The organism is Cytobacillus oceanisediminis (assembly GCF_003182355.1).
In the GTDB taxonomy this organism is placed as follows: Bacteria; Bacillota; Bacilli; order Bacillales; family Cytobacillaceae; genus Cytobacillus; species Cytobacillus oceanisediminis_A.
Map to the genome: position 1 here is coordinate 1 of NZ_QGTW01000007.1, position 13,337 is coordinate 13,337.

Annotated in this window: 11 protein-coding genes; 2 read left to right on the forward strand and 9 right to left on the reverse strand. The window is 40.8% G+C overall.

The features are described from left to right. Positions 1–638: 638 nt before the first annotated feature. The 4 genes from DFO73_RS13810 to DFO73_RS13825 all read right to left on the reverse strand — a co-directional run bounded on the left by DFO73_RS13810 (position 639) and on the right by DFO73_RS13825 (position 3,612). Positions 639–833 (reverse strand): ComZ family protein, encoded by a 195-nt coding sequence (locus DFO73_RS13810; protein ID WP_110065339.1) that lies wholly within the window; start codon positions 831–833, stop codon positions 639–641. Between the two features lie 32 nt (positions 834–865). Further along, a complete protein-coding gene (locus DFO73_RS13815; RefSeq protein WP_110065581.1) occupies positions 866–1,825 on the reverse strand; it encodes a BMP family ABC transporter substrate-binding protein in 960 nt (319 codons plus the stop codon). Between the two features lie 134 nt (positions 1,826–1,959). Next, positions 1,960–2,793, reverse strand: coding sequence for a hypothetical protein (locus DFO73_RS13820; RefSeq protein ID WP_110065340.1), 834 nt, complete (start codon positions 2,791–2,793; stop codon positions 1,960–1,962). A gap of 81 nt (positions 2,794–2,874) precedes the next feature. Beyond that, positions 2,875–3,612, reverse strand: coding sequence for a hydrolase (locus DFO73_RS13825; protein WP_110065341.1), 738 nt, complete (start codon positions 3,610–3,612; stop codon positions 2,875–2,877). Positions 3,613–3,853: 241 nt separating this feature from the next. Here DFO73_RS13825 and DFO73_RS13830 point away from each other — a divergent pair, with 241 nt between their 5' ends. After that, positions 3,854–4,045 (forward strand): DUF2929 family protein, encoded by a 192-nt coding sequence (locus DFO73_RS13830; RefSeq protein ID WP_110065582.1) that lies wholly within the window; start codon positions 3,854–3,856, stop codon positions 4,043–4,045. 85 nt (positions 4,046–4,130) lie between these two features. Here the strand turns inward: DFO73_RS13830 and clpB are convergent, their stop codons facing one another. Further along, entirely contained in the window at positions 4,131–6,731 is a 2,601-nt protein-coding gene (gene clpB / locus DFO73_RS13835; protein WP_110065342.1) for an ATP-dependent chaperone ClpB, read from the reverse strand. A 205-nt stretch (positions 6,732–6,936) separates the two neighbouring features. After that, entirely contained in the window at positions 6,937–7,116 is a 180-nt protein-coding gene (locus tag DFO73_RS13840) for a YjzC family protein (protein ID WP_110065343.1), read from the reverse strand. A 207-nt stretch (positions 7,117–7,323) separates the two neighbouring features. Here DFO73_RS13840 and DFO73_RS13845 point away from each other — a divergent pair, with 207 nt between their 5' ends. Further along, the gene (locus tag DFO73_RS13845) at positions 7,324–8,127 is read left to right on the forward strand and encodes an undecaprenyl-diphosphate phosphatase (RefSeq protein ID WP_110065344.1); all 804 of its coding nucleotides are present in this window, start codon (positions 7,324–7,326) and stop codon (positions 8,125–8,127) included. Between the two features lie 38 nt (positions 8,128–8,165). On the opposite strand, the gene argF is transcribed toward DFO73_RS13845, so the two are convergent. The 3 genes from argF to DFO73_RS13860 are packed head-to-tail and all read right to left on the reverse strand — an operon-like array spanning position 8,166 to position 13,322. Further along, positions 8,166–9,122: an ornithine carbamoyltransferase gene (gene argF, locus DFO73_RS13850; RefSeq protein ID WP_110065345.1), complete on the reverse strand. Its 957-nt coding sequence runs from the start codon at positions 9,120–9,122 to the stop codon at positions 8,166–8,168. Continuing rightward, on the reverse strand, positions 9,119–12,247 hold the full coding sequence (locus DFO73_RS13855; RefSeq protein WP_110065346.1) for a carbamoyl phosphate synthase large subunit: 3,129 nt from the start codon (positions 12,245–12,247) through the stop codon (positions 9,119–9,121). Before DFO73_RS13855 ends, argF begins: the two co-directional genes overlap by 4 nt. Next, positions 12,240–13,322: a carbamoyl phosphate synthase small subunit gene (locus DFO73_RS13860; RefSeq protein ID WP_110065347.1), complete on the reverse strand. Its 1,083-nt coding sequence runs from the start codon at positions 13,320–13,322 to the stop codon at positions 12,240–12,242. The genes DFO73_RS13855 and DFO73_RS13860 overlap by 8 nt, the downstream gene beginning before the upstream one ends. Positions 13,323–13,337: the final 15 nt, after the last annotated feature.

Genomic DNA, 13,337 nt, shown 5'->3' on the forward strand with positions numbered 1-13,337 from the left:
ACTGTTACTCCGTCGACCCCACTTGCACCTTTATTTTTATAGACGCGCACGTAGGCTTCGTTCATATTTTGATTACTTAGAATCTGTTCTAAAAGCTCCACACTCGTTTCTCCTTCCCTCTCACGTAGTAAGTGCTAGCTCCATTTTGGTTATCCTTTGAGATACGCTCATACTTTCACCATTAACACATTCGGAGTACGTCACTTACGCATTCGTGGTGTTGAAACACTATAAATTGTTCAGCCCTTCATGAACTTATTTCACTACTATGGCTTCTGCTGACTTCTTGCGACTAACCTTTTTTTGACTGTACTTCTGTACATCCGCAAGACCTCCCAGGGTAAGACAACTATCTTTCCTCTTTTACTCGTCTGATTTACTCTACAAAGTTACGCACATCTTTTGGACTTTGACTTGTTGTGGAGTCTCATCCCTTTGTAGAGCCTTAGTATCAGATTTCTGTTCGTCGAGCCAAGATTTTATTCCCACGCTTCCTCCAGCCCTAACCTCGCGATTAGTACCTTGCGCTTCCTTAGTGGTTAGTCGATGTGTACCCCCACAGTGGACTTTCACCACCTAGATAGTTGCCATGCCTGGCACACACAAAAAAACCAGCCCCCACAGGCTGGTTCCTCAAATTATTCATTTTCTTTCATAGCGTCTGCTTTGCCCATTTCGTAGGCTTCGTTCATGACTTTGGTAAAGAGGTTCATGAACGGCTGGATCATTTCCATGGAGAGTTCAATGCCTGCTTCGTCCAGTTGCTGCTTGGCTTCAGGCATGTACTTCATGGCGATTTGCATAAATTCCATAGTTTTGTCATTTGGCTGCATCTGATGGTACCTCCTATGTATAGTTCTGCTTTTTATTCATTGGGCAGTTTGCCTGTCTTTTTGTACTCTTCAATGGCAGCATTTAATTCCTTTTTGAAGTCTTCGTCTACAATAGGACTGAATTTTCCTAGTGAGATAACTTCATCTTGAAAATCAAAGGAAAGGTTGCCGGACTTTAGTTCGCCTTTATTGAATTTCTCTGCCACTACTTCATACAAAACGTCGACATGCTGTACTGTGCTTGTTAGCACGACTGATTCACCCAGGTCGGACTGATCGGATATAAACCCGATGGCATACAGTCCTTTTTCTTTTATTTTTTCGATAACAGGAACATTATACCCATCACCGGCAGGATAGACAACATCAGCGTTTTTGGAAATGAGGTTATCAAGCAGTTTTATCGCTTTTTCTTCATTGTCCCAGTTGCCTACATATTGGATTTCTACATTAACATTTTTGTTAATATAATTGGCGCCTTCAAAAAATCCTTCTACTTCAGGCTGCCATTCAAAGGCCGCGAGTACGCCTACGGTTTCGGTTTTGGTTACGTGGCCTGCTACCATGCCCCCGAAAAAGCCCATCGCATAGGCTTCAAAATTCAAGCTGGTTGTATTTTCATTTTTGGCATTGCCATTAAAGCTTACAAAATGGATATGTGGATATTTTTTAGAGATGTTGTTAAAGTATTCCGCATATTCATTGCCATGGCCGAATATCAGATTTACACCTTTTTGGTCAAACTCTTTGACGGCCCTTTCTACAACCATCTCGGAGTTCATGCCTTCTTTATAATAGACATCTACATTATATTGGGATTGAATCTTTAACAAACCTTTATAGCCTTTGGTTCCCCATACTTGATCGTTCACCGTATCGGGTACTAATAATCCAGCTTTCTCAAGTTTCCCCGTGGGCATTACTTGTCCACAGGAGGCCAATAAAAGAAGGCACAAAAGAAGGATCCCGTATTTCTTTAATGTCTTATGCATCTCCTTTTTCTCCGCCTCTCTGTAAAAGCTCCTTCCTGCTTTCACTTCATACATGATGGTAAGTCCGGTTTATTTTACCAAACTAATTTAATTCTACCTTGTCTATATGTTAATTGGAAAGATTTTTTTCTTAATCAATACTCATTCCTGTTCAGTAAAGCATTTAAGTGTCCCCTTTGCTTCTCCAGGCCCTCAGAATATTTCATCGAATTCTTCACTGTTTTCTCTATTATTTTACCTTTTTCCAAATCATCGTGTCTGTGATTTAAGCTATATTCAAGGGATAGATATTCAGCACATTTTTGCCAATGTCCCGGGAGGCTGCTTTTTAATAAATAAGTTCCGCCTTGAATGTTTTTAGTTTCCTCCATTATTGAATGAATGAGATCATCTATAAAAATAGCATCATGAATCCATTCCCGGTTACTTAATTCTGCCCTTTTTCGATCAGCTAAAGCCTGGTGAAAGATAAATTCCTCCGGCTGCCAGGGACCGTAAATTGCAGGCAGATAAAAAGAATAAACCGCAATGTTATTTCGCTTAAGAAGCTCAATCGCTGTTTCACAGCGGCTATGTGCCCTGTTTATGTCTTTCAGCCACTGAAGCGGGAATAGAAACATAATTATCGAATGGGATTTCTCCAATTCATTCATATTATTAAAAAGGTATTTCTCTATAAGCTCATTCTCTCTTAATGCGGATAGATTATTCTTTAAATAGAAATCATAAAAATCAATAAAGAGTACTGTATCTTCCTTTATTTCCTTTTGAGTTTCCAGCCATTCAGAGTAATTCATTTCATAGAAATTCGCATTGCGTCCAATCTCCAAACGCTTTTCGTTTAGATAAAGGTCTTCCTCCCCTTTATTGATATGGATTCCATCTATCTCAAAGCCCTGATCAAGCAGATATTTACACAGGCTGAACCCAATGAATTCATATGCACCTAATATAACTGCCCTGTCCATCTTCAATCCTCCTCAAAGAATACTCAATGTATCCTATGCTTCAGGGATTGTATTTATTTCTTAGCAATACAAAGGCAGCTGCTATAATTCCTTTTCATATTTTCTAAAGAAGCTCGTCATCTGTGAAGAAATCCGCTGTTTTTTGTCAGGAAGCATATAAAAAACAGTTATGGGGGCCTTTTCATTTTCCCATTTTACAGATCTTTTTTTCAAATAGTCTGATTGCTTGTAAGCTCTTCCACCTGAAAGAATTTGAATGATTCTAACAGGGACTTTAAGACCTTCTGTAAGATTTTCTTCATGTTTGTTTAATACGTCAGCTATTTTTCCAGTTTCAATTTCATAGGAACATGCAAGCTCCTTTAAAAGCTTTTTGTAAAAGAATTTATGCTCCTTTTCCTGTTCTAAATGGTGCTTTAATGACAAAATTGGATTAATTAGTACCGCTGATCGTATCATATGCCCCATTTCATGCATTAATTTAAGGGCAACCAGGGATCCCATTCCTTCGGCAATTATGTGAATTTTTTCATTTATAATTTCTGTCCGGACTATGTGCTCGTATAAAAATTTAGCTTTATCGACAGCTTTATCGCTGCCCCAGTTCCTCCCGTATAGGTTGGAATAAAAAATGGTATAGCCATGTTCCCTCAGCTTCCTTATTAATGAATACTTCCCTTCATTTTGTGTCCAAAAACTGCTGTGCTCGTCAACAAAGTGCCTATCATCCCCAATGATCAGAATACCGAAACCACTTGGTTTATCTGGGTAATGAACCATGCACCATTCGGTATCCAATTGAAAGTTCCGGCTTTCCATAGTAAAACTCCTTTGCAGTTTGTTCATTATAATGTATGTATGCAAAATTAAAATGAAAGGGGGATTTGCCCAGTTTCAGACAAGTTCAACATCTAGCATGGCTTCCTGTATTCTTTTTGTTATTTCACCTGGATAGGCATATTCACGGAAAAGTTACTGTGCATGTTGTAAATATCAATTTATTTATTTAACAGCTTATGCTAATATGAAAAGGGATTTAATTATGTTAGAGGTGAAATGGATGAAATTCTTTTGGACATTTTTCTGGACTTTCCTTCTTGTTCAAATGTTAACGTACGTGGTTTCTTCGATGCTGGGAGCACATTATGATTTTGTAACCGGTGCCATCCTGGCAGTAGGAACAACCATCTTAATTTTTGTTGTCGCTTCCATCATTCCTGAGGGCCCAGCTGGGAAAGAGGGACTTCATTAATCAGAGGCAAGTCTGCAAGAAATTATGCCGACTTTAAAAGAGTCATCCTGACTGAGTCAGGATGATTCTTTTAATTTAGCCGGAATTATTTTACTGAAAGCTCTATTTTCCCGCTATCAGAAGAAATAACTACTTCACTGTGGTCCTTGATTTGGCCTGCTATTATTTTTCGAGCCAGAGCTGTTTCTACATTTCTTTGTATAAAACGTTTGAGCGGCCTTGCTCCATATACTGGATCGAACCCGTTTTCTGCAATATATTCCTTTGCAAGATCATTTATACTTAGCTTGATATGCTGGTCTGATAATCTTGATTGAAGCTCAGTTACTAATTTAGAAACAATTTCTTTTATTTCATTCAGCACTAATGGCTTAAACAGGATCATTTCGTCTACTCTGTTTAAAAACTCAGGACGGAAGTGGGTACGCAGCTGTCCCATTACTTTGCTTCTTGTTTCTTCATTTATCTCCTCTTCTCCTTCCGAACGTTCCAGCAGAAAATGAGAACCGATATTGGAAGTCATAATAATGACAGTATTTTTAAAATCAACTGTCCGGCCCTGCGAGTCTGTGATCCGTCCATCATCGAGCATTTGAAGAAGGATATTAAATACTTCGGGATGGGCCTTCTCGATTTCATCCAACAGGATAACAGAATAAGGCTTCCTTCGGACTGCTTCGGTCAGCTGCCCGCCTTCCTCATACCCTACATACCCCGGAGGAGCCCCAATCAATCTTGAAACAGCATGTTTTTCCATATATTCGGACATGTCGATCCGAATCATTTGTTCTTCGCTATCAAACAGTGATTGAGCCAGGGCTTTAGCCAGCTCTGTTTTTCCTACTCCGGTCGGTCCCAGGAAAATAAATGAACCAATTGGACGATTTGGATCTTTTATTCCTGCCCTGGCTCTTAGAACTGCGTCCGAAACCAGCTGGACAGCCTCATCTTGGCCAATTACTCTTTCGTGTAAAATGCTTTCAAGACGCAAAAGCTTTTCCCGTTCTCCTTCTACAAGCTTGGCAACTGGAATGCCCGTCCATCTTGCGACAATGCCGGCAATTTCTTCTTCGGTAACTTCCTCTCTCAATAGCCGTTCCCCTTGATTTTCATTTACGGCATTTTCGAGTTCCTTCAGCTCTTTTTCCAAAGAAGGTATTCTTCCGTGGCGCAATTCCGCAGCTTTATTTAAATCATAATTATTTTCTGCTTCTTCTAGATCCCGGCGCATTTTTTCAAGCTGTTCCCGCTTTTCCTGCACTTTCTGAATACCTTCCTTTTCAAGCTGCCATTTTGCCTTCATGCTGTTGGCCTGATCTTTTAATTCTGCAAGCTCCTTCTGCAAAACAGAAAGCCTCTCTTTGCTCGCTTCATCGTTTTCCTTTCTTAATGCAGCTTCTTCAATTTCCAGCTGCATCACTCGCCTTGTTACTTCATCCAATTCAGATGGCATGGAGTCGATTTCAGTCCTGATCATCGCACAGGCCTCATCGACCAAGTCGATCGCTTTATCAGGGAGAAAGCGGTCTGTGATATAGCGGTCGGATAATGTTGAGGCAGCTACCAGGGCTCTGTCGTGAATATTAACCCCATGATGAATTTCAAAACGCTCTTTCAGACCTCTTAATATGGAGATTGTATCTTCTACATCCGGCTCCTGGACTAACACCTGCTGGAAGCGGCGTTCAAGAGCCGGATCCTTTTCAATATACTTCCGATGCTCTTCAAGAGTTGTCGCCCCAATACAGTGCAATTCCCCTCTCGCAAGCATTGGCTTTAGCATATTCCCGGCATCCATGGCTCCTTCTGTTTTGCCTGCTCCCACAATTGTATGCAGCTCATCGATAAAAAGGAGAATTCTTCCTTCGCTTTTTTTCACTTCATTCAGAACAGCCTTTAATCTTTCCTCAAATTCTCCCCTAAATTTAGCGCCGGCAATCAGGGCACTCATATCTAGAGCGAAAATGATTTTCTCCTTTAACCCCTCAGGAACATCCCTGCGGACAATCCGTTGTGCGAGCCCTTCTACTATGGCGGTTTTACCTACTCCCGGCTCACCGATCAGGACTGGATTATTTTTCGTCTTTCTTGAAAGGATGCGAATTACATGCCTGATTTCGCTGTCCCTGCCGATAACCGGGTCAACCTTCCCCTCCTTTACCTCTGCAACAAGATCTCTTCCGTATTTTTTCAATGCTTCATATGTTGATTCCGGATTTTGAGATGTCACTCTTTGATTCCCCCTAATTTCCTTAATTGCATGCTCCGCTTTTTCTTTATTTACACCGCAAGATTTTAAAAATGCTGCCGATTCGGAGTCTGCTGCGTCAGCCGCTGCTATAAAAACATGTTCTACAGACATGTATTCATCTTCATACTTCTTCATAAACCTTTCCGCTTCGGCAAGGAGGCGCTGGAGTTTTCCTGTTATATACAGCTTGCCTTGCTCAGCTCCTGTCCCTGACACTTGAGGTTTTTTCCGTAAAAATTCATGCATTTTTTTAATAAAAGATTCAGCAGGAATCTGCAGTTTTGACAGGATTGATTTAATCAGGTTATCTTCCTGATCCATTATAGCCAGGAATAAATGGGCTTCATCCACTTCCTGATGATGTTCCCGTATGGCTATTGACTGTGCATTCATAAATCCTTCCTGCAGCCGCTCTGTCATTCGATTAAGATCCATTGCGAAACCTCCTGTTTGACCTTCTTTGATCTTTATTTTTATTATAATCCATTACCTGCATATGTAAAGTTTTCTGCAATCGCATGCTATATGATAACAGCGAAAAATTAAAGCGTTTGACAACAGTTTGAAAGCCATCCGCAAATGGGATGGCTCCTAAGTTATTGTTATGCTTTTTCCCCATTTTACTAATGGCTAGTCACAATTAAGGCTTTCTTTTATATGTCCAGACGCGGTTATGGTTGGAAGCCTCCGGAAATTGATCTCCGGCTCTCAATTTAAGCATTTGAGGATTATTGACGTTGCTTCCTGTTTCGCCGATTTCAATATAAATTCCATTGTTCGGCGCTTTCTGCCCCGGCTTGAATTGTCTATTTTGCCCCATGCAGATACCTCCTTTAATCTTAAATCATTTTTATTATTTCCACTCCAGGTTTCCTCATGTGGGTAACTATTGGCATCGGCTGTTCCTGACGTGAATGGCAAAAGCTAATTTCCTTATTTATGCAATGAACTGGATATCACTTTACACCTCTGTGCTTTTTATAGTTAAATGAGAAGGTATGAGATTTCATAGTTGGAGGATTTATTAGTGGAAGATTTTTTCTTATTGCTGAAATATTTATTTTTAGGGTTATTTCAAGGTTTTACCGAGCCTATCCCGATTTCTTCAAGTGGGCATCTGGAAATTGCTGAATATTTTTTTGGACTTGAAATTAAAGGTATGAGTTTCGCATTGCTCGTAAATACGGCTTCACTATTTGCCGTCCTGATTATATATCGCGAAGATATTATGAGGTTAATACGCAATGGGCTTGAATACGTGACAACCAAGGATAAAAGAGCGGAAGCTGATTTTCGATTTATCATTTATTTAATTATTGCTACCATACCAGCTGGAGTTATCGGTGTTTTGTTTGGTGATTATCTTGAAGGGAATATTAAAACAGTCGGTCTAACCTTGCTTGTTACCGGACTGGCATTATGGCTGATCCGTAATATGAGAGGCCGCAAAAATGACGCCGAATTATCATTGAAAGATGCCATTATTATAGGTTTTGCACAGGCTGTAGCCTTAATACCTGGTATTAGCCGCTCTGGTGCAACAATTGTTGCCGCAATGGGCTTGGGAATGAAACAGGAAACCGCTTTGCGTTTTTCCTTCCTTTTATATATTCCAGTAAGCGTGGGCGGAATGATATTAGGCTTTAACGATATTCTTAGAGACCCCAATTTGAATGAATTAGCCTTGCCTTATACACTTGCCTTTTTTGCATCTCTTGTTGCATCCTACTTCTCCCTGAAGTGGTTCATGAATATTATGGCCAGAGGGAATTTGAAGTATTTCGCCATTTACTGTTTTATTGTAGGACCGCTTGTATATTTTCTTTCTTAAAATGCAAAAGCCTTCTCCTGCCGGAGAAGGCTTTTGCGTTATAGAATTTCTGAAAGAACCGCTTTTTGGACATGGAGCCTGTTTCCAGCCTGCTGAAAGACTGCAGAGTTGCTGCCATCAATTACTCCTTCTGTAACTTCTTCACCGCGGTGAGCCGGCAGGCAGTGTAAAAAGACGAAATCTTTTTTAGCTTGTTGGACAAGATATTCATTAACCTGGTATTTTGCAAAATCTTCAAGTCTCTGCTCATTTTCGGATTCCTGTCCCATGCTCGTCCAGACATCCGTGTAAATCGCATCGGCATCTTTGACAGCTTCGTCTGCATTATGGGAGACTTTCACTTCAGAACCGCTTTGTTCCGCAAATTCTTTTGATATCTTAAGAACTGATGGGTCAGGCTCGTAGCCTTCCGGGCATGCAATGGTGATATTTACACCCGTTTTAGCTGAAGCTATCATTAGGGAATGGGCTACATTATTGCCATCACCGACATATACCAAAGTTTGCCCTTCCAAAGTTCCTTTCTTCTCCTGAATGGTTAAAAGATCGGCCAATGCCTGGCATGGGTGGTATAGGTCTGTCAGGCCGTTAATTACCGGAATCGTTGCATGATGGGCGAGTTCCTTAATTTTTTCATGCGAGAATGTGCGTATCATGATAGCATCAACGTACTGCGAAAGTACTTTGGCGGTATCCGCAATGCTCTCTCCTCTTCCCAGCTGCAAATCCTGGCTATTAAGGTAGAGGGCATGGCCTCCAAGCTGAATCATGCCTGCTTCAAACGAAACTCGCGTGCGCGTTGATGATTTTTCGAAGATCATTCCGAGAATTTTGCCTTTAAGAGGGGAAGATGTTTCCCCTTGCAAATGTGCATCTTTTAATTGCTTTGCTTTTTCTAAAAGACCTTTAATTTCCTCTGATGAAAAATCGGCAAGAGTTAAAAAATCCTTTCCTTTTATTTTAAGACTCTTTTCGGCAGCCTGAATTGATATCATAATACGCTCACTTCCTTTTCTGAATTACTATTGCTTTTTGTTTGATGCCAATCCTCGATTGATTGGACATCCCATTCCTCTACTGCCATTGATTTTAAGAATGCAATAAGGGTTTCTTTTTCTGTAAAGGTTAAAATCCTGTTCTTGGTGGCCGTTTCCCTCATTTTTCTATCTTCTTCCTGCTGGTTAGGATTATATAAAGCAAGGGTTTCCTTAATATCCCAGACGTTGTCATTTTCTTTTAAGTAAATAGCCTCCGCTTTTGCTTTTTCCAGATAAGGGGATAGCTCATCAGAATTCAAATCTGCGGCTATTACTACTTTTCTGTTCATGGTATTTTTTAATCCTGTATGGAAGGATTTCCTAATGGCCTCTTCATAGCTTGGCGCCAGGGAAATACCCTCTCCGGTTGATTTCATCTCAGGGCCGACTTTGGAATCCAACCCTTTCAAAGCGTAATTGGAGAACACCGGATATTTAACACAAACAAATGGAAGGTTCTCAGTGACAGGTAATTCATCCTTCGACATTGAATATTTCCCGAGCAATATTTTTGTCGCAATTTGTACCAGCTGAACCCCTGTGACTTTGCTGATAATAGGAACAGTACGGCTTGCCCGCGGGTTTACTTCAAGAATATAAACGTCTCCTCCATCAACGATATACTGAATATTCATGAGCCCCTTGTATTGAAGCTTCTGGACAATTGCTTTTGCATATAAGAGCATTTTCCTCTGTACATTCTCTGATAAATTCTGGGGAGGAAGAACGGACATACTATCTCCCGAATGAACTCCCGTTTTCTCAATATGCTCCATGATTGCCGGTACACAAATATGGTTTCCATCAGCTGCTAAATCCAGTTCAGCTTCTGAAGCATGCATAAATTGGTCGATGAGAATCGGATAAGGCACATCCCCTTTAGTTAAATAGCTTTCTAATTCAGAAGCTGAACCAATCCGTTCCATTCCCTTGCCGCCGATTACATATGAAGGACGTACTAAAATAGGGAATCCAATTTTTTCAACAGCTTCATGAAGCTGTTTTTCAGAATAGACGACATCTCCTTCAATACGCGGGATCTCCAAATCATCTAAAAGCTGATAAAAAAGCTTGCGGTCTTCTAAAGCATCGATTGTTTTGGAGTCTGTTCCAAGCAGAGTCAGACCGCAGTCTTCCAGTTCTGCTGCCAGATTAAGTGCTGTCTGTCCGCCCAGCTGGACAATGACTTCCGTTATCCCTTCTGCTTCGATTACATTTAATATGTCTTCAAGGATTAATGGCTCGAAATAAAGTCTGTCAGCAGTTGTATAATCGGTGCTGACCGTTTCAGGGTTGTTATTGATCATGATGGTTTCTACATCCGCATCTTTTAAAGCAAATACCCCTTGAACTGAACAATAATCGAATTCAATGCCTTGGCCAATCCGGATGGGACCGCTTCCGATAATAAGAACCTTCCTTTTATCGCTTTTTGCTTGTTCATTTTCTCCAAAATAGCTTGAATAATAATAATTGGACTGTGCTTCAAATTCAGCAGCGCATGTATCGACCATTTTATAAGCAGGTAAAACACCTAACTCTTTGCGTTTGTCTCTGACTGCTTTTTCAGATGTATTCCATTCCATTGCAATATATTTATCACTGAATCCTTTTTCCTTAAAAAGCTGCAGCTCTTCTTTCGTTGCTACCTCCAATGTTGAAGAAGATATTTTATTTTCGAGTTTCACAAGTCCCTGGAACAAATTCAGGTAAAAATAATCTATTTTGGTGATGCTGTGCAATGCCTCTAAAGAATAGCCCCTGCGGATTAATTCCATCAAAATGAAGAATCTTTCATCCGTCTGCTTTTTCAGCAATGCTTCAAGCAATTCTGTTGTTTTAGCCTTTAATGCCGGGTTTTTAAGATCATTGCCTTTTACCTCAAGTGAATGAACTGCCTTCAAAAGAGCCCGTTCAAGATTTCGGTCAATTCCCATTACTTCTCCTGTTGCCTTCATTTGAGTACCCAGCTTGCGGTCTGCAGAAGGGAATTTATCAAAAGCCCATTTTGGGAATTTTACAATGACATAATCAAGTGCAGGTTCAAAGCTTGCAAATGTGTCACCTGTAACCGGGTTGATAATTTCGGATAATGAATACCCTACCGCCAGCTTTGCAGCCATTCTCGCAATTGGATAGCCTGTTGCTTTGGAAGCGAGTGCCGATGAGCGGCTTACCCTCGGATTCACTTCAATGAGATAATAATTTTTACTATTAGGATCTAAAGCGAATTGAATATTGCACCCGCCAATAATTCCAAGCTCAGAAATAATTTTTATAGAAGCTGTTCTAAGCATTTGATATTCATCATCCGTCAAGGTTTGCGAAGGAGCAACTACAATTGAATCACCAGTGTGGACTCCGACAGGATCAATATTCTCCATATTGCAAATGGTGATGCAAGTATTCTTTGAATCACGCATTACCTCATACTCAACTTCCTTAAAGCCGGCAATACTCTTTTCAATCAGGCATTGGTTAATCGCACTTTCTTTTAAGCCGCCCTCAACCAGGGATGTTAACTCATCAAATTTTTCGGCGATTCCTCCCCCAGTTCCCCCAAGCGTGTAGGCAGGGCGGACAATAATCGGGAATCCTATTTCACGGGCAAACTGAATGGCCTCTTCAATTTCATGGACAATGATGCTTTCAGGAACAGGTTCATTTAGCTCCTTCATCAATTTTCGAAAAGCTTCACGGTCTTCGCCTTTCTTAATTGATTCAATGCTGCTGCCCAAAAGCTTCACTCCATAACGTTCCAGCGTGCCTGTTTCACTCAGCTGAAAAGCCAGATTAAGCCCGGTCTGGCCTCCCAGGGTGGCAAGCAGCCCATCGGGACGTTCTTTGCAGATAATTTTTTCAAGACTGTCTGCAGTCATCGGCTCAAAATAAATTTTATCAGCAAAAGCCTTGTCAGACATGATTGTGGCCGGATTATTATTGACGAGGATAACCTTATAGCCCTCTTCTTTTAATGCCGCACATGCCTGTGTGCCTGCATAATCAAATTCTGCGGCCTGGCCGATAACTATCGGGCCTGAGCCGATCACTAAAATGGATTGGATACTGGTGTCTTTAGGCATATGCAAATACTCTCCTATTCTTGGCTTTTATCATAATCATGAATTCATCAAAAATATAATCCCCGTCTGCCGGCCCCGGATGAGCCTCCGGATGGAACTGGACGGTCTGGATTGGCAGTAACTGATGCATGAGCCCCTCAACTGACTGGTCATGCAGATTTACATATCGTGTTTTAAAGCCGGTTGCTTTTAAGCTTTCACCATCCACCACATAGCTATGGTTTTGTGAGGACATAAAAACGGTGCCTTTTTGCATATCTGCAACCGGATGATTTGCTCCCCTATGCCCGAATGACAGTTTTTTTGTATTCCCGCCAAAAGCCAGTGCAGCGAGCTGGTGTCCCAGACAGATACCCAATGTTGGATACTGCTCCAGTATTTTTTTTACTTCCGGCAATATGCCTTTTAGTTCCTTTGGATCTCCTGGTCCATTGGAAAGCACTACTCCATCAGGATTTAATTTTTTTATTTCTTCTATTTTTGTATTAAAAGGAACCGAAGTAACCTTGCAGGATCTTTTCAGCAAGGAATCTACAATTGACTTCTTTGCTCCAAAATCAATGACCACGACATGGCTCTTTCCTTCACCATAGGTCTCAATAACTTCTGAAGATACTTTACAAACCTTTTCATCCTTTGGGAGAAGAAATGATTCAGCATCTGCACTTTCATTTATGGACATTTTTGCCGGCATGCTTCCTTCTGAGCGGATTTTCTTTACTATTGCCCTTGTATCCATATGCCCCATTAAGGGTATGTTCCATTTTTGCAAATATTCATCCAGTGTATATGCTGATTTATAATGGGAAGGGCTTTTGCTTCCTTCATAGACAATAACCCCGGCCACATGAGGTTTCTTACTCTCAAAATCAGATTCATTTATCCCATAATTTCCGATCAAAGGATACGTAAAAACAATAATTTGGTCTTTATATGAAGGATCTGTCAAAACTTCCTGGTAGCCTGTCATCCCTGTAAAAAATACGATTTCTCCCTCAATATCCTTTTTAGGCTGATTTGTCAGCCACTGGCCCTTATAAGAATGGCCGCTTTTTAAATGAAGGTAACCTTCCATTATCAACACCTCGAA